This is a genomic window from Mesorhizobium sp. WSM3879 (genome assembly GCF_002294915.1).
In the GTDB taxonomy this organism is placed as follows: domain Bacteria; phylum Pseudomonadota; class Alphaproteobacteria; order Rhizobiales; family Rhizobiaceae; genus Mesorhizobium.
Map to the genome: position 1 here is coordinate 573,440 of NZ_NSFZ01000004.1, position 20,628 is coordinate 594,067.

Annotated in this window: 12 protein-coding genes and 1 pseudogene; 5 read left to right on the plus strand and 8 right to left on the minus strand. The window is 57.1% G+C overall.

The genetic code is table 11. The features are described 5' to 3' along the window. Position 1 precedes the first annotated feature (1 nt). Both CK218_RS12765 and CK218_RS12770 read right to left on the minus strand, forming a co-directional pair. Positions 2 to 3,355 (minus strand): ATP-binding protein, encoded by a 3,354-nt coding sequence (locus CK218_RS12765; protein WP_143749631.1) that lies wholly within the window; start codon positions 3,353 to 3,355, stop codon positions 2 to 4. Positions 3,356 to 3,360: 5 nt separating this feature from the next. Further along, complete coding sequence (locus CK218_RS12770) at positions 3,361 to 4,356, minus strand: DUF4007 family protein (protein ID WP_095827924.1); 996 nt, start codon at positions 4,354 to 4,356, stop codon at positions 3,361 to 3,363. Here CK218_RS12770 and CK218_RS12775 point away from each other — a divergent pair. Both CK218_RS12775 and CK218_RS12780 read left to right on the plus strand, forming a co-directional pair. After that, complete coding sequence (locus CK218_RS12775; protein WP_095827925.1) at positions 4,355 to 5,638, plus strand: cysteine desulfurase family protein; 1,284 nt, start codon at positions 4,355 to 4,357, stop codon at positions 5,636 to 5,638. The genes CK218_RS12770 and CK218_RS12775 overlap by 2 nt on opposite strands. A 281-nt stretch (positions 5,639 to 5,919) precedes the next feature. After that, positions 5,920 to 6,875 (plus strand): annotated as a pseudogene (locus CK218_RS12780) (IS481 family transposase). Between the two features lie 12 nt (positions 6,876 to 6,887). Here CK218_RS12780 and CK218_RS12785 read toward each other — a convergent pair. The 3 genes from CK218_RS12785 to CK218_RS12795 all read right to left on the minus strand — a co-directional run bounded on the left by CK218_RS12785 (position 6,888) and on the right by CK218_RS12795 (position 12,182). Further along, positions 6,888 to 8,870 carry a DNA phosphorothioation-associated putative methyltransferase gene (locus CK218_RS12785; RefSeq protein WP_143749632.1) on the minus strand — a complete coding sequence of 661 codons (1,983 nt, stop codon included), beginning with the start codon at positions 8,868 to 8,870 and terminating at the stop codon, positions 6,888 to 6,890. A gap of 984 nt (positions 8,871 to 9,854) precedes the next feature. Then, the gene (locus tag CK218_RS12790; RefSeq protein ID WP_095827927.1) at positions 9,855 to 10,760 is read right to left on the minus strand and encodes a hypothetical protein; all 906 of its coding nucleotides are present in this window, start codon (positions 10,758 to 10,760) and stop codon (positions 9,855 to 9,857) included. Between the two features lie 174 nt (positions 10,761 to 10,934). Next, positions 10,935 to 12,182 carry an MBL fold metallo-hydrolase gene (locus tag CK218_RS12795; RefSeq protein WP_095827928.1) on the minus strand — a complete coding sequence of 416 codons (1,248 nt, stop codon included), beginning with the start codon at positions 12,180 to 12,182 and terminating at the stop codon, positions 10,935 to 10,937. 308 nt (positions 12,183 to 12,490) lie between these two features. Here CK218_RS12795 and CK218_RS30600 point away from each other — a divergent pair, with 308 nt between their 5' ends. Next, positions 12,491 to 12,952 (plus strand): hypothetical protein, encoded by a 462-nt coding sequence (locus CK218_RS30600; RefSeq protein WP_179294489.1) that lies wholly within the window; start codon positions 12,491 to 12,493, stop codon positions 12,950 to 12,952. A 58-nt stretch (positions 12,953 to 13,010) separates the two neighbouring features. On the opposite strand, the gene CK218_RS12810 is transcribed toward CK218_RS30600, so the two are convergent. Continuing rightward, positions 13,011 to 15,701, minus strand: coding sequence for a P-loop NTPase fold protein (locus CK218_RS12810; RefSeq protein ID WP_179294490.1), 2,691 nt, complete (start codon positions 15,699 to 15,701; stop codon positions 13,011 to 13,013). Positions 15,702 to 16,122: 421 nt separating this feature from the next. Here CK218_RS12810 and CK218_RS30075 point away from each other — a divergent pair, with 421 nt between their 5' ends. Beyond that, on the plus strand, positions 16,123 to 16,455 hold the full coding sequence (locus CK218_RS30075; protein WP_143749633.1) for a hypothetical protein: 333 nt from the start codon (positions 16,123 to 16,125) through the stop codon (positions 16,453 to 16,455). A 1,329-nt stretch (positions 16,456 to 17,784) separates the two neighbouring features. Here CK218_RS30075 and CK218_RS12825 read toward each other — a convergent pair. Then, positions 17,785 to 18,483 (minus strand): glutathione S-transferase family protein, encoded by a 699-nt coding sequence (locus CK218_RS12825; protein ID WP_143749635.1) that lies wholly within the window; start codon positions 18,481 to 18,483, stop codon positions 17,785 to 17,787. Here CK218_RS12825 and CK218_RS12830 point away from each other — a divergent pair. Then, positions 18,436 to 19,380 (plus strand): TIGR03619 family F420-dependent LLM class oxidoreductase, encoded by a 945-nt coding sequence (locus CK218_RS12830; protein WP_095827933.1) that lies wholly within the window; start codon positions 18,436 to 18,438, stop codon positions 19,378 to 19,380. The genes CK218_RS12825 and CK218_RS12830 overlap by 48 nt on opposite strands. Here CK218_RS12830 and CK218_RS12835 read toward each other — a convergent pair. After that, entirely contained in the window at positions 19,377 to 20,570 is a 1,194-nt protein-coding gene (locus CK218_RS12835; RefSeq protein WP_143749636.1) for a tetratricopeptide repeat protein, read from the minus strand. The two genes, CK218_RS12830 and CK218_RS12835, sit on opposite strands and share 4 nt — an antisense overlap. Positions 20,571 to 20,628 lie beyond the last annotated feature (58 nt).

Sequence of the window (20,628 nt, forward strand, 5' to 3'; positions counted from 1 at the left end):
TTCAGGCCCGCGCTCGCTGCTTGGTTCGAGAGGTTTGCTCCGCATTCAGCGTCATACCGAGCTTCGCGATGGCGCCAAGCGCCACCTTGTCGGCCGCACCTTCCTTGCCGAGGAGAGCAACCAACTTTAGGAATAGTTCATCAGCTTTCTGGCGCTCTGCAGGATCTAACTCGATCTCTGACGTCACGGGTTCTGGGAAGGATGGGTCGCTCATGTAGACGACCATAGTCACTCGACTGTCTGTACGTCCCTTCAAATGCCCGAAGCCTTCTGCTCGAAGGAATTGCTGGGCAAGTGCCGCCAGTTCGATTCTCGCTGCATCAATATCTCGGTCAACCCAATCCCGAGGCGGCTTGTTAGCCGCGAGGCTGGCGAGACCCTCGATGTCATCTAGGTCGCCTTGGTAAGTCGAAAGCCGCGTCGCAAGTGCGTCAAGACGGAAATTACCCGACAGTCCCCTCACGTTGTCGGCGCGTCTGTGTAGCAGTTCGTAATCTGACGCCGCTGCGCCCTTGAACCGGAGTTCCGTCATCAACGTCATGGCCAGATCAGCGAGCATTTTGGCGTAGGCGCCCTCCAGTTCTCTGAGCGCCACTTCCACAGCGCTAGCCAATAGTGCTCCTTGATCATTGCAGCCCTGACCGATCGCGCGCGGCAGGTCCTCGAACAGGAGTTGGTTCGGATCGTGCGACTTCTGACCTAGGTTTCGCAATGCCGTGGCCGATTTTGACAAGGTTGCCGTTCGTGTCGTCCAAGCGGGCAGCGCCCGAATGTTTTTTACTAGCGCCTTGGCTACATCGAGCGCCGAAGGAGCAACGCTGACTTCCTCCGTGGTCAGCCGCCGAGCCAACTCTGAGATGAGATTCGCATCGAGATCAGAGAGTTCAATAAGTCGGACCCTCACTGCGCTTGGATCTTGGAGAATCCGATCGACGAGAAAGCTGTCCAGTTGGGGACGGAAAACGCCTTCGAGATAGATCGCAGCTCGCTCAACGTTTGTGAGCAAAAACGCTACGCCAAGGATGCTGAGGAGGCCGTCACGCACACCAAATGGTGGGGCTCGCCACAGCGCAAACAGTTCGGACAGCGAAGCGCCTATTTCCGAGTTCTTGAGCAGGTTTTCACCCGCGGTCCAGAGAGCGCTCAGCCGGTGCCAATCGCCGTCGACAGGAGCCCGAAAGCGACAAGCGCCCTCGTCATCGGACGTGTACAATCCGGTCGCTTCAAGCAGACTAGAGTACAATCCTGCCTCCGGCGGATAGCCTTCCATCGACAGACGAGATTTGCCGTTCTGCTCGACCATGGCTTTCAACAACGCCCGCGTCGCCGCGGCAGCATTTGACGATGGTCGGGTACGATTGACGAGTTCGTTTCTAAGGTGAGGTGTTTTTGGATAGCGCCAGTCCGCTAGGCGTGATGCCAATATACTCAGCGCTGCCTGCCCACTGAGGTGCGAGTGTGTGCTGACATCGGCGCCGGTAGGAAGGCGCCAGTCGACCACATCAATCGCTTCACCAAGCCGATCTTCGAGATCGGCTGACAACCGCGAGATTCGAGCATCGATCTCACGTCGCGCGATCGCATCCCCTTCCAGCTCAGACCGAGTAGCTCGAACATATTCTAGAGCTGTGAGCTCGCCTGCCATCTCACGAAGTCGAAAGCTATCGCGCGTCCATCCGACTACAATCAGGCGATCCCCAGCCCAGCCCGCCGCAGCCTTAATAATTTTGCGTGCCTCTGACTGAGGCTCGCCGTTAGCGCCTACGAGTAGCAAGAACAACCCGGCGGCACCAGCGGCTGGACGGTAAGCTCGGACCCGCTCCTCCGCCTCATGGAGCGGGGCGAGATCAATTTCGAACCACCTTAACGCGCCCGTGATCTCATAGTGACGCTTTGCCAAGATGGGCTGCAGCGCGGCTTGCCTGGCCAGCTGTCGGTAATCGATTGAGACCCCGGCCTTCCTCGCACTGTCCACGGCCTGCTCAATGTCGAAGTCGCTTCCGGCATAGATCGCGAAGGCGCCGGCGTGTTTGCGAAACACGACTACCGACCAGGTTGCAAGGTCCTCAAGGAGGGCCTCGAAGTCGACCTGGCCATTGGTGGTGCAGGACGCGATAATCTCAGGCGTGGGTGGGAGCCCTGAGCGATCCTTAAAGAGGTCGAGGAGCGCAATCGCCTTCAAGATTCGTAGATGGTTCGCTGTTCCACCTCGAGTTTCACATCGATCAACGGCATCGACCGCCGTCGACCATCGGTGTCCATCAGGCGATGCTAGAATCGCGGGCTCTAAATTTGATCGCAAATAGTCCCACAGCTGTTCCGGAGAAAAAACCGACCCGTCTGCAGGCGTTATCCCGAGAAATTCTTGAAAGCCGAAGGGTTCAGCCGAGGTAAGAAAGCCAAAGATGCTACGCTGGCTTTGACCAAATCGCCGCCTAGAAATAGGCCCTAGAAGGGCAGCAACAACTGGATGCAGGGGCCAACAAGCGGTAAGCCGCTGCTCCAAAGATTCAGTATGGCCGCTCCGCGCACCACGCATTGCTTTGGCTACTACCGATGCCGCAGGATCTCTACCGCGCGGCTTAGCCGCCGATTCAATCGCTCGTGATATCAATTCGATCTGCTCGTCGCCAGCGAGGCTGATGGAGATATCGAGGAAACGCCCGTGAACCTTCAGCCATTCATCGCGCGCCTCCCGCGACATCCGATGAGCATATTCGTCAAAGGCCTGATGCAAGATGCCGATTACGATGAGGCGGCCACGAGAGCGGGCAGCTACTTCAGCGAGGTCCTGAAAGACGTGCACATCACCGCCGTCTATGGCGGAGTGCTCAAGGAACTTCCCCATCTCATCGATGAGAAGCACTATGCCCCCCGACGAAACCTCGGTGGCCGCCCGACCAATCCATGCTGCGAAACTTTCCTTAGCCCTTTGTTGAGGGAGCTCTTCCCGCAGCGAAGTCTCAATCGCAGACCTCAGCACGGTAGCGGCATCGGCCCGTTGTCCGACCACCGGCACAATTGACCAAGGTTTAGAAGTCGGACGAAACAGGCTGATCATTTCAGACGCATCGTCTGGATTGGCGTCAGCAAATAACCTCGCGACGCGCTCTGCGGGCCCTGCCAACAAAGCAGCCAGGGCCACTGCCAAGCTAGATTTTCCGCTGCCATAAGGGCCAGTCCAAGTAAAGGCACTATGTGCGGTCGCCTCCCGATGGCGGCCCATGATCAACAAGGCGTCGACGGCGGATTGAGAACAAATATACCCTTCCAGTGCGCCCGGATCACCAAGGTCGGTGTCCAGCCTAATTGATCGGGTGAAGCGCCGGGCGACGCGTACCGTTTCGCTGAGCATTTTAGTCATGCTGCTGCCGACCTGAGATCTCGCCGGAACATGGCTCGAAGAACAACCCACTCGTCGATGTCGTCGAGGTTGTGCGCGTAGAGTTGTCGCATTCCGGAAGACTCATCCCACCTAAGAGCGCCATCTGTTAATGCATCAAGCCGGATTAATCGCTCAGCTACAGCCTCTTCGTCCAACAAGAAGACTTGCCCGGGGGAACCTCGCTCAAATGTCAGAAAATCGACGGAAAACGAGCGCCGCAACGGATAGTAAGTCCGCCAAAAATCGACCAAGGCGAGCAAAAATACCTCGTCCGGAAGGGACGACTTAGGTCCGCGACGGAAACGAAACAGCTCGCCAACGCCGGCCTTTTGAACCAGCCCAAGTTCAGCGAGCGGCGACTCAATGCTATCCTCGGGTACGCGGCGCGCCCCCCCTGTTAAGGCGAAATAGGTCCGCAAGAGGCAATCGACATCGCGGCGTATGGTGATGCCACTAATGCTTCGGCCCTTGCCGAGCCGGCCTGCATCAACGAGTTCCTCACAACGACGACTCAAGCGGCGACGCATGAGTTCGCGATCAAACGTCGGTTCGTGAAACTCATTGAACGCCCAGTGCCAAGTGGTCGCCCGGCCCGGCTTTCCGGCTAACATCCAATGTAGAAGCCAGAGTGATCCGGGGTGCTCAAGATACGAATCGAGCGAATCTCCGAACAGTAGATCGCCTAACTTTCCAGTGGTTATTCGAGCGGCGCGCTCGCCCGGACGGTCTTCCGCAGACAGCACATCGGTTGCGATCGCCCAGTGCCGAATTGAAAGGACCATATTGCGACCGACACCAAAATGAGCAATTGCTGAATCATCAGTAAAGACACTGCAGATTTGACTATCGTTACTTAGAGATGTTCTGACAGCATCATATGCTTTCTTTAGCCAACCATAGCGAAGCGGAAAAGTCTCGTGACCTGCAAACTGCAGCCGGCTGTCGGAGCTATCGAGAAGGCTTCGGGACATGGCAACTCACTGGACGTTGATACCAGTTGAAATGAACCGCTTTGAGGGGCTATGTCAACCTCCTGGCGAAGCTCACCAGTGGATTGGTTCCGGTATGGCTCAAAAAGCAGTCTATCTCGACTATCAGGCCTCGACACCACTCGACCCACGAGTGCGAATCGCGGTGGACGCGGCGTATGATGCGCCCGGAAATGCGAGTTCTGAAGAGCACGCTTTTGGGTGGGCGGCTCTAAGCAGAGTCGAAGCCGCTCGCGGTTTTGTCGCTGAGAGCCTCAATGCCGTCGCTGAAGAGGTGACTTTCACTTCCGGCGCCACAGAAGCGAACAACATCGCGATCTTGGGGGCGGCGATGGCTGCGCCCCCGCGCCGCCGCCGGATCTTGGTATCCGCCATCGAACATAAGTCGGTGTCTGCCGCCGCGTATGCGGCGGAGCGTTTCGGGTTTGTAGTCGAAGTGGTGCCCGTCACCCATGATGGCCTGACGGATATTCAGGCTCTTGAGGCGATGCTTGACGACGAAGTAGCGATTGTATCCGTTATGGCAGTGAACAACGAGATTGGGACAATCCAGCCAAGCGCGTTAGTGGGACGATTGACGCGAAGTGCTGGCGCATTTTTCCATGTCGACGCCACTCAAGCGCTAGCCGCAACGCATGTCGATATGACGGAGTGGGGTGCCGACGCGCTGAGTCTATCAGGACACAAAATCTATGCACCGGGGGGTATTGGCGCCCTAATCGTCGCGTTGGATGCCCCTTGGCGACCAAAGCCATTGATGTTTGGAGGAGGGCAAGAGCAGGGCTTGAGGCCGGGAACGCTACCGGTTCCGCTCTGTGTCGGATTAGGCGAGGCGTGTCGGTTGATCTCGATTGAAGGGGAGGTCGAGCGCAGGCGTGTTGGTGACCTGCGTGACGCGCTAGCTCGACGCCTAAAGGACGTGTTTGCCGAACTGAGAGTGTCTTGTGAACAAACTCCACGGCATCCGGGCTGCTTACATATTAGGATTCCAAAAGTAAGCGCGAGTGACTTGCTTATGCGTCTTCAGCCGCTTGTCGCGGCCTCAACTGGCTCAGCATGTACCTCAGGGATGCTTGGCCCGTCACATGTGGTCCTCGCCATCGGCCTGAGTGCCGCCGACGCCGCAGAATGTCTGCGCTTTTCATTGGGCCGTTTTTCCACTGAATCCGATGTTGAAATCGCCGTCTCCTGCTTGTCATCGGCGATGAGGAGCCTCTCAGCGCGCGACTTTGATCCGACCGTTTTGGGCTTAGCCGCAGTTTAGTTGGCCTACAGTTGAACTCGCTTAATTTGTCCCTAGCTCCCACTTGTCACGCCTGGAACATCCCAATGCCAAAGGGTACCGTGGTTGAGAAGAATTTTAGCATTTCTTTCCAAAATTTTGACGATCACCTGTCTGAATTAGTGATTCAATCGAGGATCCCTCCCCCGACATACCTGGGTACCGGCAGGGTAGGCTAGCTGTGAGCTTTCGGGAGGTTGTCCATTCGGACCGGACCGAGGAGACTGGAGTTACCAGGCTTCAGCACTCACCGGAGGGTCCGAATGAACATCCACAAGAATGCCCGTCTCACGCGGCTGCGTCGAGAGGAGATGGCGCTGGCGGTGATAGAAGGCGGTTTTTCCAAAGCCCATGCGGCGCGAACGTATGGTGTGTCGGGCAAGATCGTGGCGCGCTGGGTCGAGCGCTATAGAGCCGAAGGGCGAGCCGGCATGATCGACCGTTCCTCGCGGCCCGCCCATATGCCACAGGCCACCGCTGCGTCGATCGCCGAACGCATCGTGGCGCTGCGGCGGCTACGTTGGACCGGCAAGCACATTGCCCATGAGGTTGGCGTCTCGCCCGCGACAGTCAGTCGGGTTCTCAAGCGTGCCGGACTGTCGCGGTTGAGGGATATCGAACCGGCCGAACCGATCCGGCGCTACGAGCGCGAGCATCCCGGCGAGATGATCCACATAGACATCAAGAAGCTCGGCCGTTTCGAGCGCATCGGTCATCGCATTACCGGCAAACGTACCGGCAATGCCAGCTCGCGCGGCAGCAGTTGGGAGTTCGTCCATGTCTGCATCGACGACGCCTCCCGCATCGCCTTCTCGCAGATCCTGCCAGATGAGAAAAAGGAGAGCGCCATCGCCTTCCTCAAGGCGGCGGTCGCCTACTACGCCAGCCTCGGCGTCACGATAGCCCGCGTCATGACCGACAACGGCTCTTGCTACAGATCGAAGGCCTTCGCCAAGGCCTGCCGCGATCTCGGCCTCAAGCACGTCAGGACAAGGCCCTATACGCCCAAGACCAATGGCAAGGCCGAGCGCTTCATCCAGACGGCGCTGCGCGAATGGGCCTATGCCATCGCCTATCCAACTTCAGATCACCGCGCCGCCGAACTGCCTGTCTGGCTGCATAGATACATTGGCATCGCCCACATGGCGCCCTAAAGTCGAAACCACCTATCAGTCGCCTCGATCTAACCCTGGACAACCTGTTGAGGCTCCACAGCTAGCTATAGCCTTTTTCATAGGATTCGGGTCGGCGCTGTTGGTGACCTAGTGGTTGATGGCTCCCGTCCGGGTCGGTGAGCCAGCATGGCGGCAATCCTATCGGCCGGAGGGCCGTTGCCGTTGGCGTCCACTATTCCAAGTTCCAGAAGTTTCCTGTCGGCAGCCGCCTGCTTTTCCAGACCGGGATGGCCTCGCTGCAGGTACCGGGACTTCAGGTATAGCACTCTGCTCTCGAACGTTTTCCTGCGGGACCGCGACCGAGCAAGGTCCACCTCGACCGACGACCTGATTGCCGGAAGGGCGCTATCGTCCACGTCACACTCCAGCCCACGCACGAGCCACGGTTCTGGGCCGATCTCGACCAAGTCCAGCAGAGAGAACCCTGGGTGCACAATCTCGGCGCACCCTGCCACGATCCTGATCTTGACCGGAAGCTGCTCCAGGTTTTCGGACAAGAAGCGAACGATGCCGTCCTCGTAGCTCGCAAAGCCCGTCGCTGCTGCGTCGGCGTACGCCGTTGCGAGCACTTGCCTATCGCGGAGTGCCCGCAGCTCTGCCTTAGCTGCGTCGACGACGCCGGCGAGCGAGCCGAAGAAGGTGCGGATGTCTCGCTGAATTGAGCTGGGCAGTGAACCGTATTTCAAGGCGCCGGGGAACAGCGTTAGAGCGAAGTTCACGACAAGGTCCTCGCGCCGGGCATCGCCGGCAACCTTCAGCTGCGCTGGATCGGCTATTTCCCGTGCACAGGCCGCCAACGCGCGGCCGATGGCTATACCCTTTTCTTCCAGAGCGGCACGCACAGACGGTTCGACTTCGGCATCCTGCGGGAGCCTTCCCAGATTCAGGGCTGTCCTCCAGATCGCCTCGAGTTCCTCGCTCGCCCTTTCGGCGACAGGCCTAGATTTCGGACGGAGAAGGAAGCGCGAGGGATCGCGGGACGGAATGGCGAGGTTGGCGTATATCGTCGCCTTCGATCTCCTCCGGAAGCTCACCTGCTGCTCGAGGTCCTTGTCTCTGAACGCGGCCACTATGCCCGGGGCTAGCGCGATCGGACGCTCTCCAGTGGCACGCTGGACCATCTCAGTCAGGTCCTCCTGTGAAAAGTACTTCTGGAAAGTCTGCCTGCGGGAAAGGTAGCCGTCCGCGACTGCGGTGTGATGCTCAATGTTGTACTTCCCGGCGGTCATCACGGACACCGTCATGCCTCTGGCCGCGAAGCCCCAGGCGGCGCGCAAGGTCTCTTCCCTCTCGTGAGGGTCCTCGATGACATTGATGACGAAGCCCAGATTGACGATGTCGGCACGCCTCCTTTCGCCGTCGGGCAGGAAATTCGGGTCCCATCCGAAGGCGAAGTAGCCGTTGGCCTGCAGGGTGGCCACGTCGTCCCCGCGTCCGCAGCCGTAGTCGAAAAGTTCGTGTCCGGGCTGCAGCATCCCGTACCGGATCATCATCGAGGCAGGCTGGGAGAGCCCGTTCCTCGATATGGCGGTCTTCTCCCTGGCGACGTCCACTGCGGATTCGCCCGTCGCCGCTAACCGGGGGCCGTCCACCCGGAGGCCGGCTTTTGCAAGCATGGCCGTCCAGTTGGCCCGCGTGCCGATGCGCTTGGTGTCGTTGAACAGTCCGAACTCCTCTGCCTTGCGCGTTATCGCTGCAAAGGCCGGAATGCGTGGGTCACCAGGTGCAAGCAGCGTCTCTTTGCGGTGGAGGATTGGCGGGTTGTCGCGCCGGGAGTAGTCGATGACGGAAGGAACTCCGTCCGCGTCGAAGGAAAGCGACCGGAGCAAGGCGGGGAACGCGGACTTCGAGAAGTCTTCGTAGAGGAGAAGCGACTGCCGCTCGGGCGAGACCTTGGCGACGTTCCACGCGAAGCCAGAAGCCGCGGCCTCGGCGCGGGCGACCGCCTGCCTCATTTCTTCGGACACGTGCGGCAGCGCGTCCCGGTGGACGTACAGGAACCCGCCGACCTGCTTACCTATTTCGCCTCGCCTAGCCAACTGACGGCATCCTCCGTGCGCCTGCACTCTTCCTAGTCTGACTTGCCCCTCGACGGCAGCATCGTTACAAGCCAGGAAGAGACTGTCGAGACGTTTTAGGATCTGGCTGGTCGAAATGGACCGCCGCTATGCGGGGATATCACCGAGTTGGGCATGTTCGTGAGCAACGGATAGTCCGTGCCGAACTTCTTGTCGACAAAACGCACCATGACGTTCCGCGCCGAGCGCGCGCATCGGTGAAACGGTGAAGCCCTTGGGATCGACGGCGTCGTTCGCCGCAGCGCCGCACAGGTTAAGAGCCGGCAGCCCACCTCTCTCGGGCGCACTCCTGTGGTCGTCTACGTGCGTTTCTTCTTTCCAAAATTGGCGAGGCTTTAACAAAAGCCTTGGCATAGGCGGTCTGAAAAAACTGGGAATGAACAAGCTCGGATTTGAATTTCCCTCTCCTACTACATGCATTGGAGATACATAATCGACCCTGGAGACATTTCACCGAACTGTTCGACAACCGCTTGCACTGATCTTGAAACTGTTTCACTACCGTGCTGCAACCCGTTCCAGCCAAACATTAGGTTTTGTCACGCTCACACCTGGATACATTGCTAAGTGGAATTTGTGATGCCATCGATATGGAAGAGCCTGGCAAAACTCGATCACCCATCCGAACCGTCTTGCCACGCCGACCGAAAACCCTTGAGATATTCCGATCGGTTTGACATCACGCTGTTGATCGACTTTGTCTTTCCACGTTACGCGCAAACTCGCTGCGTTCCCGATAACGGTCTCAGTGGGAAATTGGGTTTTCACACTGAACCTCCCCTCGCCTCGTGACGCGTTGATCGCCCGGCGAGCGCCAAACCGATAACTCGCGGGATTAATCACCTGATTGGTTTGATGTGGGGGAACGATAGCAGCCTAACCGCAAAGCGCCAAATTGCGGCCGTTGTCGGCAGCAGGAACAGACCCAGGAACGGAAGGCGCGGATCACTTCGCGGTAAGCGCCTCCAACGGTTCCTCTGATTGTACCCGAAAACAGGAGTTCGCTCGCCATAGGCCTAGCCCAAGGTGAAACAGATCAATTTGATTCGCAAAAGGCAGGGCCCGCAGTTTCTCCAGGTTTAGACGCCTTGCCCTCGGATTAAAATCTATCAGTGCGACGACAGCTCTTACGTCTTCAATCCTGTTGGATATGGCAAGGCGTTGGATCTTCTCCTGAGCGCCCTTGCTCAGCCCAGACAGCAAACCTAGCCGAGCCTTTTGACGAAGTTGGTTCTGAAGGTCATCGACAAAATTTGGCAGAGTTGTTCGCATATCGTCGAAGTAGCGCGCGATTTGGTCTGCCACATCCTCAATGCCGCCCTTCAGTCCATATTTTACCTCAATAAGTGCCGGAGCGAGACGATCTCCCGAGCCACGCCGGTGTCCCGGCCAGTAGACGCCAACCACATCGGTCCGGCCTTTTCCTTCCTCGCTGATCCCCTGCCGGTCCACCGCGATGTAGTCTGTGTTGAGCGTCTCCAGATTGTTGGCCCGGACTAAAAGGTGCTCGAATTCGATCTCCTTGCCCCGAGGGCCATGCTCTGCAATTCGCTGCTTGATGAAGGGTACAGCGTCGCTGCAGAAGCTTGCTACCGCGTCGACAGTAGAGAAGGTCTGGCTTTTCTGAGGCCAGAACTTTTCGTGCGAGTCAAAGCGATATGATCCGCCGCTTGGCCGGATGCTGACGAGTCGCTGACCTTTGCAGTAAATATCGAGGAGTTCGCGTCTTATCTCTGCAATTAGATCCCGGTCGCGTTGAACCAGGTCGAGGAATGGCTTTAGAGGGCCGACCAGCAGATCGTTCTCAAAAGGCTTGCCAAGGAGACGCGGCGGCCGGATAGCAGTTGTCAAGTTTGTAAGCCCTCAGTTTGGTTCGTAATTCACTCTCAGCATATTGTCCGAGTTGCGCAAGCACCGTCATGCAAAGAGTGCTCGGCTCTGCAGCGGGGTGCCTGGACCATATCTACGACATCGCGCTTTCGGAAGTACGCACCGAGCTGCCATTTGAGGGAAGCACATTCTGAGTCAAATCTGCTCCCACTGGCCATCTACCGCTGGTGTGACATTGTCGAACAAGCTGCCGAACCTGTCCGGAAAAAACGTATGGATTGGAATTAACCGTTTTGGGCTTAACGCAGTAGCAAACCTCTTGAGGGAATGAATGTCGGCATGGCCGGATGTATGAATTGTTTCCGTCGGTATGCCGAGCTCCCGACAGTTGGCGCTGAATTTGATGCCGGGTTCCCTGGTGAGATAGCCTTCCCATTGTGACCAGATAGCCCGGGCGCCGACAAGGGCACCTCCCCTATCCAAATCATTCAGCATCCAGGGGCGCACAATCATTACTGACTTCCCAGCCACGGCCGGTAACATCTCGGGGAAAATGCGACGACCTTTGTAAGCATCGACGATTGGCGCAATTTGGTTCCTAACCAGCATGCGCCGCTGCGATTGCGGTATGTAGACTTTCACATCCTCCCAATCATCAGCCGGCTTTGGGATTGTAGAAGTTCCCGTTGCTCGGAGCACTTCGCCGCCGTAGGCATCCACGATCAACTGCCGTCCCGATTGTCTGGCTGCCCTGTAGACGCTGACGACCCGGTCAATGTTCTGCACCGAACAGGCTACCAGCAACATTCCTTGTGTGCGGCCGATGGCGTCGACCAGCCTTTGCTCTATTTGGCCCTCGGTCTCAAATCGACTCCTTCCTTCAAGCCTCCCTAAGCTCGAACCTTCCATAAGCATGACGTCTATGAACTCTGGCGGCTGTGCAACAAGGCGCTCAAAGAGCTTCGCCTTACGCCCATGTGCGCGTAGGTCGCCGGAGTAGAAGAGCCGTTTGCCTCCACTCTCGATGAGAAGACAATACGCGTCGAAGCCTGAATGGTCCGTCAGATACGGCGTCACCCGGAATGGCCCCGACACGAAGGGCTCTCGGTCCTCATAGGTGATTGACGGAGCGGGCGCATAGCCGACCGGCATGAAAGGAGCTGCTGCGCGCATGACCGCAAGCGCCCTCCGGCCAAGATGGACGTCGATCGGATGTTTTATTTTGGGGAGCAGACCCCAATGATCTCGATGGCTGTGACTGAGGACGATCCCGAGCAGGCTTGGATCTGGCTCCCGTAAGCCTTTAACAGGGGGCAGTGCGGCCTCGTCAAATTCAATATCCAACGGAAGGCCGATATCGAGGAGGATTCGATATCCATCCTGATCCAGTTCTACGCAACTGCCTCCAATTTCCTTGCTGCCGCGATGGATGCACAGCCTCATTCAGAAACCTATTCGAACCGATTGCAGCATCTACCAGTCAGGCTCTCCCGCCGACGAGGCTACCCTAGAGTGTGAAATTAGTCTTTCACGCCGACCCCATGATTGACTTCTGAGCACAGCAACCTTGCTAGTTGCGATGGTAGCTCTTGGCGCCGCTGTCCGTGATGCAAAAGTGCCCTTCCCGCGGTCCGACACAAAAATGACCGGCGCGACATGAGCACTCCTCAGGTACGTTGGTTGGCGACATTTCCGTTTGCTGGCTGTCAACGAGCCCTGCGCTACCACCCATATAGGCAGAGCAGTTTTTCTTGCTCGCGCTTACCGAACCATCATTACAGGTGAAAGTGCTGCCCTGGCACCATGATATTCCGCCCTTATATCCGCTGCATGGCGTATTTGTCGCCGATGCCGACGGAGAAAAAATTACAACAACGCAACCAGCTAATATCGTTGACCTTCTCAATCCCAACCCACGGCGTCCGAATTTGGTCTGGAACACCCGCTATCTAGAAGTTTCGCGTCAGCGCGACTGGACACCACAAGATGCGGTTGTATTGGGTCTTCTGCGGCGCTGGGATCAGAACACAAAGACACTCCTGGCCCGGCGCGTAGAGCATATGCGGACATGGCTGGACGACACATTCAGGCCGATAGTGGCGCCTACCGCTAACCAGGGGATCGCCATCTTCCGAAAACAACGCGTCGATATCGCATTGCCCTTCGATGATGTTCGTCACCTCGAAGACGCCATTAGAAGCATCTTCCTTTGACAATTTGCTATTCCTTGGTTGTCTCTTGTAGTCCTAAACGTTGGAAGACAGCATTGAGCTAAATGACCTGCCGCGCGATCACGACGGTCTCTTCGTCTTGCTTTGCGGTCGGTTCGATGTCTGCAGCCTGCCTGAAAGCGTCTAAGATGCTGACGATCGAGAAACTCTCCAATGGCCGGTTCGGCGCGCGCACTTGCAGCAACAACCGAAACAGCTGGATCTTGAAGAGCAGGGTGCGGATAGCACGTGGCGACGGGCGCCTGTTGATCGCTCGGAAGTAGTCTGGCACGAGCCTTCCCAGCTCTGCGACCTCATCCCTCGTGAAGCGCACGTCGCCTTCGTCGAAAGGAAAGGTCGGAGTGTCCTCCTGGATGACTTCCAGTTGAGCCGGTCGATTTCGAGCCCGTTCCAGGCCCCCCCGCGCCTGCTCCACCATCGCGACCGTCTGGTCGTAGCGCCTGACCACGTCGGGATTGTCGGCGAGCCGCTCTTCGGCCGTCATAGCGGCGAGCTTGTCGTTGAACGCCTCGGCCGCCGCCTTCTGTCGCATCCTGGCGGCCTTTTCCTGCGCCGATGGCGGCAACCCATCAACGCCCAGCCTCTGCAAGTTCTTCGGTACTGGCAGCGAGGATGGCGCATCAATGTCGATAATTGGTCGTTTCTGCCCCTCACGCACCGACTCGAGGGTCGACTTCGCACTTTCTTGGGCAGCTATCGCATTCTGAAGGATCCTTTCCGCCCGGTGCAGCTCGTCAATGCGTCGCCTGTCGGCGGCCTGCCTGTCTTGCTCTTCGTTTTCCTCCAGCTCGCGGGAGGAAAGCTTTACGGCCAAGGTCGCAACGTCGCGATCGCTAAGCACCGGCAAGCGCAGGTGGCAGGCGAACAGCTTCTCGTTTTGCTCGGCAATGATCTCCTGTTCCGCAATCAGTCGTGCGTTGTCGGCGCTCACGCCGACAATATCAGCTGCCCGTTCGGCGATCATTTCCGTATAGTGTTTGGCGATCGCAAAGGCGAGAACGCGTTCGTCGACCAGCATTAGCACCTGCAATCTGTTGTTGAGAACCGGGTCGTCGACCAACAACAGCTTCATGTTCTCAATGACGGTCAGCATGTCGTCCGGGCCGCAGCGGTCGAGGTCGTCGACGATCAAGAGTACACGATCCGGCCCTGGCGCCGAGATCAACCAGGGGCCCAGCATCGTCACCAAGGCGAGGCCGATCCAGGCCAACAGAATCCAATTTTCCGAATCGATTGAGTCGGTTTTCGGTTTGCTGGTGCTATCGGGCCCAGCGAGGATACGGGCGACCGTTTCGAGGCTCTGGACGAGAATACCGGGTTTTGGGGGGTCAGGCGAGCTGTACAGACCGTAGGCCCAGCCACCTGCCACGCCCGCTAATACCACAAGGGGGAACACGAGCTTGGTCCGCATGGATCGCTCGCGCTCGTTGACCGATGGAGACTGGCCGTCCTTTGACCGCTCACCAGGGAGTTTCTTCGTCCAGGCGGACAGCAGCGCCTTCACATCCTCTCCAATCAGCGCCAGCATGCCAAGCCGCTCCGGCCCCGTGCTCAGCTTCGCATTCTTCTCAAAGATGGCCTTGACCTTAGTCTGCACCTTGGGTGCGATTGCCGCCACGTGCGCGAGCGCGCCGGCGCCGATCAACGTCGCCAGGACCCCTGCCAATTGCAGGGTTGCGCTGAGAGGCATCGCCAAGACGGCGAGCGACACCAGCGCGCCGACGAGCGGCCATGGTCCATACCGGAAATGGGAGGCTCTGGCCGCCAGAGCCATTTTGTCGTAACTGCGCAGGCCGGCGCCAGCTCGCTCGGCGAGGCTCTTGTAGAGATAGACCCAGGCCTCAGGCGGCTGCCGATATTTCCAGGCATTGTGGCCCGCAACCTCATAGCGCCACCTCGCAAACCGCTGTTTGGATGCCCCGGTCTGTTCGACGAAATAGCCTGGCTTTTCGAGCAAAGGCTTGAGCAGCCGCGTGAGAGTCGTCTTTCCACTTCCCCACGGCCCAAAGAGGGCAAAAGTGAACTCGCCCTCAGCGCTGCGAAGGACTGTTGCCAGCGCCTCTGCGTATTCCTGGATGGAAAGCGACAGCTCCTTGTCATCTGCCTCCCGGGTCATCCTCGGGATGCGACCTACATTGGTCTTCGCGACACCCTTCATTCCCCTGACCAGGGCGCCCAATTGCCACTCTTCGATGCGACGGGGCAGTTGCGCTTCCGGATCGTCGAGGCTGCGCAGGACGACGTCCGCGAGCTTGATTTCACGGTGGCTCCCAAGGGTCTGGAAAACGTGCGTCAGGCCGGGGCCGAGCTGCACGCCCACTGGAGTCATTCCCGGCTCGATCCCATCGAACAGCAAGATGTCGGGCACGGGGGGCTTTTGAAAGAAGCTTGCGGCCGCGGCGTCAAGGCGAGTGGAAAAGCCATCAAGGACGAGTTCACCCCAGCGCCGCAGTTCGTCGAGTTCGGCGCCCGAGATTTCTGTGCCAGAACTGGGGGTGGCCAGCCTGCGGGCCAGCAGCAGGGTCGTCAGGAATACAGTCGAGGTGGAAAGTATGTCGCGCTCGTTGAGCTTCCCCGGCATAAATCTGACGCACTCAAGCAGGACGTGGGCGGATAGTGGGCTGAGGGCAATATTGTCCAGGCCAGATGCCTGCTCGAAAACCGCGGCTAGCAGTGGCTCCACGCGGTCTCGGACCTCTGCGCTGGCGGCAGGTACGGTTACAGTCGGCATCGCTTCCCCCATCGCGATCTTGCTAACGCCTATGATCTTGTAGCAGCAATCGTGAGATTTGACAGCAGAGGGTAAGTGCACCGACCATATTTACTTCCGGATTGCCCCCATCGGCGGCCATTCTACGCTCTTTGCCTACATTTGCACTTCCCATCGAGTTGCGGCGCGGCATTCATCGGATGGAGCCCGCGATCGGAGGGCCGTACTCCGCGTTTCGCGGGTCAGGAAGCACCGTCTCTAGCTAAAACTTCTACGTCACAGCGCTGTCCAAGTGCCAATAGCTCGCACATAATATATACTCAGCCACCTACTACAAACTGCAAGTGCGTGACAAGTAACGTGTCTAGGCTGACGGCGCCGTTTCTACCGGAATACGCTACCGTCTGTGCCTGCCTACCGCAACCGACTGTAGATGGACAGAATGGATTTCCTCGACCGCCTCCTCGGAAAATTTTGCGTACCCGATCGCGCCATCCGGCGCGGCAATGCTGTTGAGCGGCATGTCCAGGGGGGATATGACCTGGCCATCCTGGAATTCGACGATCAGGGCTGGCTCTATGACCCGCGCCAGGTTGATGAGCTCGCCTCCTCCCTCGCTGCTAATCAGCATCAAAGCTATGTCGTGGTCGCGTTCATCCACGGTTGGCGCCATAACGCGCGAGGGGTCGAAAGGTTATCGCGTGCGGGCGCCCGAACTCGATCCGAGTTCGCCGACGGCTTCTCCTTGATCACCAGCCCCTACCCTACAGTGTGAAATTGGGTTTTCACACTGAATCCATGGTTGAGAGCCCAGTAACCGAGCTAGTTGCGGAGGTAGCTCTTGGCGCCGCTGTCAGTGATGCAAAAGTGCCCTCCTCGCGGTCCAACACAAAAATGGCCGGCGCGACATGAGCACTCCTCAGGTTGGAGAGGCTTTTTCATCCCACTTTCTGCCATGGATCCGATGTTAAAATTGCCTCCAGGCCGGCGAGGGCCGCGCTTCGGCGAGCGTGATGTGGAACGGTCAAACGAAAGGTCTTTGCTACCATCGCCACCGCGGGATCCTTCTCGCCCAAATCCAATACCCCACCGCCAGCTATTGTCCGCTACGACATCGCTGTAGGCGCTCATGTAACTATTCAGAATATCCCGTAGTTGCGCTTGATCTAGCGACAGCAGCCACCCATCCACCAAAGTGTTAGTCATCGCCCACAGGCGGTGCCCATTGAGAACTCCGTAGTAGTCGCGCAGCTCGCGAGTTTGTTGGCCGCGGGCGCTGACAATTGAAACTGTTGGGCCGGCCGGAGGAATAGTCACTTTCTGAAGACTCCCGAAAAGGAGTCCGTCACGGAAGGGAGTCATCGTAACCCTCAGCGGATTACCTCGCCCCTGCCCTCTTTGCTCGGCTCTCATCCAAATGAGCGTCGGCCAAAGATCGGAGAGGTGGAGTTGGACTCCGCCAGGGGTCTTCTGCGAGCCACCATGTTCAAAAACACGCTCGAAAAGATGCGGCCGGACCCCTGGCAGTAGCCCCGATATGAGAATGATGTTGTTATTAGTCAGTATCACGCTGTGATTCATTGCGGAGATGAACTGCTGTTCACCTTCGAAGATTGCGTGAGTTTCGTAAACCATCAGCCCCAGCTGCTGTTGGCTTAGCCGATACGGTCTTGGGACCGCGTAGTACAACGAGATCGGGGATATCGTTGCGAAGATTGGTTTCAAGTTGCGCGATGGCCGCCTTCAACCTTCGGCGGTCAATCGGTCCTTCGCGATATAAATCAACTGCACGTGCAAGGACTTGATCCGCAGGCCGCGACCCTGAAGGCCTCGCAAGCAATATGTCTTTGACACAATCACGGACTAGTCGCTTCGATACCTTTGCGGCCTGCGATCTGCTTTTTCGTATCACCTTTCGGTCGAATTCGGGAACAAGTATGTCCTGACTATTTGCCAAACCCTGTTCCCGATCTTTTCCTGACGGCTCAGGGTGCAGCCCGGATGATTCAATATTCCGTGATTGCAACGCCCTAGCCCCAAAGTTCGGCTGTCGCAAATCACCATGCTCGGCAAGAATTGCGCGTTTTCCGCTTTAGGAGTGGTCTCAGACTGAAACCTTCTCAACAACCTTCTGATGAAACGCAGGTCGCTGAAGTAAACGATCGTACCAGGCGGTAACCTCCGCCAAATTGCCAGGTGCGTTTCGCCCAATCATTAAATTCCATCGGTGGATTAGAGGCCCAGTCGAAAGGTCTGCCAACGTGAAATCATCTCCTGCCAAATAATCCGATCGAGCGAGCGTGCTGGACAGTACGCTTACCCTTTCATTGGCGAATCTCAACGCCACGTCGACTGATTCTCCAATGTTATCACGACGAACAAGTGTACGAAATAAACCAATGGAATTTTGCAGTTCTATCGCTGAATAGTCCATCCATTGATCAACTAGCGCCCTTTTATGAGGATTCTCGGGATAAAATCGCCGACCATTGAACGAGTTACATATGTAGCGGAGAATTGCATTCGATTGCCAAATAAAAAATCCATCATGCTCCAGAGTGGGAATAAGTCCGGTCGGATTCATACGGAGATATCTCGGGTCACGCGTACCGCCGTGCGGACCTCCCACCTCGATGCTATGGTATGACAATCCTAGCTCTGATAACGTCCACGCAACCTTCGCTACGCAAGTCGACTCGGGCCGTCCCCAAAGCGAGAGCATTGGCAGTCCCCTTGAATAGGTGGCTAGTGCATCATGTCTGAGCCTACCGCATTGTCTCCGAAGATCAAATTTGGTTTCCATCTGCCTGGCTCGAAGCTATCCCCGGGGGGCAAGGAGCTTATCGATTGGGTCATTGAGATGGAGCAGGCAGGGTATCACAGCGTGTGGACAAGCGATCACGTAATTGTGCCTTGGGATGTGCCTCAGAGATACAACCGCGATGATGTGCCAGTTGACCTTGATCCACACCAAACCTGCCCCGACCCGCTGGTTACCCTAGCTTTTGTCGCTGCTCAAACTCGCTCGCTCAAACTGGGAACATCAGTTTTGGTACTCCCGCATCGGCATCCGCTACCGCTCGCTAAGGCGATTGCAACTCTGGACGTGCTTTCCGCGGGCCGCGTTATCGTAGGTGTGGGTGTCGGATGGCTTAGACCAGAGGTGGAAGCACTAGGAATTGATTTCAATCGCAGGGGCCGATGGTCTGATGAGGCGATTCGTGTAATGCGCTCCGCTTGGCTGTCGGAACGTGTAGTCTTTCACGGCGAATTTTTCTCATTCGGCCCATCGGCAATGTACCCTAAGCCCGTTCAAGCGTGCGTGCCGCTCTGGGTTGGCGGCCATTCACCTGCAGCATTTAAGCGCGCTGCAACGCTCGGCACCGGATGGCATGGCGCAACTAACTCAGAAGAAAAACTAAATAGCTCTCTGCGACAGCTGAAAGAGGCAGCCATCCGCGCTGGCCGAGATATGGTCGAATTAGAATTAAGCATACGTCTTACATTTTCATTTAGGGATACCTCGGTTGATGGCTTGATGATGCATGGCACCGTCAGCAACCTAGTGGAGGATTGCCGCAAGCTACGCAAATTGAGCATAAGCCAGATTTTGTTAGAGGCAGCCTATCCTACGGCAGAACTTAAGCGCCGCGCCTATCGGATGTTCGCAAATGACGTCATGCCATACTGCAACGATTAGTGTATAGACCCAGCTTGAGCTATCAAGTCCGAGTTTTCTAATAATAGACCTACGCGTCTCAAATTTTTGCGCCCAATGCGATTGCGCGGTTCCAACTTAACACTAGCGACGTATTCCTGAGCCGCGCCGATGAAATCTCCTGCGGCTTCCAGGATGGCACCAAGCTTGAGACATGCAAGCGCCTGCGTAGGGGGCCCCAAAGCGATGGCACTCCTATATCGCGTCACCGCTTCCGTCAATCGCCCCATATTCGCACAGACGTTTCCCCACTGGAGATAGACCTTTGGGTCTCCACCATCGATTACCGCCAAATACTCGGCGAACTCGTAAGCACGATCAAAGTCTCCTCGCCATTGCGCCTCTTTGCCAAGTGTCTCGTATAGGGGATGGGAGTTCTCCTGTTTTAAGAGCGCCCCGTTATCCGAGGCCGGGATTGAGTTGTGCAATGCTTCTGCGGTCTGGAGAAGGCGTCGAACCTCATCTCGATCGCCACGATGATAGGGTATAAACGCAAGTGCACGGTAGCCCTTGCTCCCGGTTAGACAAAGGTGAGGCGTCCTTTCGAAATCCATTTTCTTGAGATCTGCCACAAGCACCGAACCAGCATCCGCCGCCCTAGCCAAATCGAACTCTCGCTTTGAGAAATGAACCACCAAGCTGAGGGCGGCGTGTACACGAACTACAGGATCCATAGAGAGCTTAAGAATTCGCGCTGTTTCCATGTTCGCATTCTCCCAGTCGGAGGGGCCGCGCCAGGCCAACGCCTGACACCTCCTTAGCGCGAGGCGGGCGGAATACGGAGATTTGCTGATTTCAGCATCGCTGGGATGCCCAAAATTTGACAGCACGGCCTCGTACATACCGAGTTTACCCAGCAACATTACAAGCTTTAAATTAATTTCGTCGGGCAGTCGTGAAGCACGATCGACCAACTCCACAACATTCTGCCAGTTTCTTGATCTCAGATAATCAGGAATGTCACCGGGCGAATGGGCAATGAGATCCTGTCGGGAAAGGAACTCCAAAACGCTGTCTCTCAGGTTTGGAGATGGGCTGATCTGGAAAAGACAAGGTTCACATCCATCATTCAGATGCAGGAAGGCATGATAAGTCGCGTGCGTGTGTATAGCCGCAGCGCCGTCGGGCTCGGAAAGGTCAACATATGGACCCCAATGCGCTAAACCTAACACGTTCCGCTTCCCATCCGACCTCGTTTAGGCAATATCAATACTAAAATAACACCAAATC

Bases quoted from the DNA above. Each gene is read 5' to 3' on its own strand.
- CK218_RS12765 (WP_143749631.1), bottom strand. From the start codon at position 3,355: ATGCTCAGCGAAACGGTACGCGTCGCCCGGCGCTTCACCCGATCAATT.
- CK218_RS12775 (WP_095827925.1), top strand. From the start codon at position 4,355: ATGGCAACTCACTGGACGTTGATACCAGTTGAAATGAACCGCTTTGAG.
- CK218_RS12770 (WP_095827924.1), bottom strand. From the start codon at position 4,356: ATGTCCCGAAGCCTTCTCGATAGCTCCGACAGCCGGCTGCAGTTTGCA.
- CK218_RS12795 (WP_095827928.1), bottom strand. From the start codon at position 12,182: ATGAGGCTGTGCATCCATCGCGGCAGCAAGGAAATTGGAGGCAGTTGC.
- CK218_RS12810 (WP_179294490.1), bottom strand. From the start codon at position 15,701: ATGCCGACTGTAACCGTACCTGCCGCCAGCGCAGAGGTCCGAGACCGC.
- CK218_RS30075 (WP_143749633.1), top strand. From the start codon at position 16,123: ATGGATTTCCTCGACCGCCTCCTCGGAAAATTTTGCGTACCCGATCGC.
- CK218_RS12830 (WP_095827933.1), top strand. From the start codon at position 18,436: ATGTCTGAGCCTACCGCATTGTCTCCGAAGATCAAATTTGGTTTCCAT.
- CK218_RS12825 (WP_143749635.1), bottom strand. From the start codon at position 18,483: ATGGAAACCAAATTTGATCTTCGGAGACAATGCGGTAGGCTCAGACAT.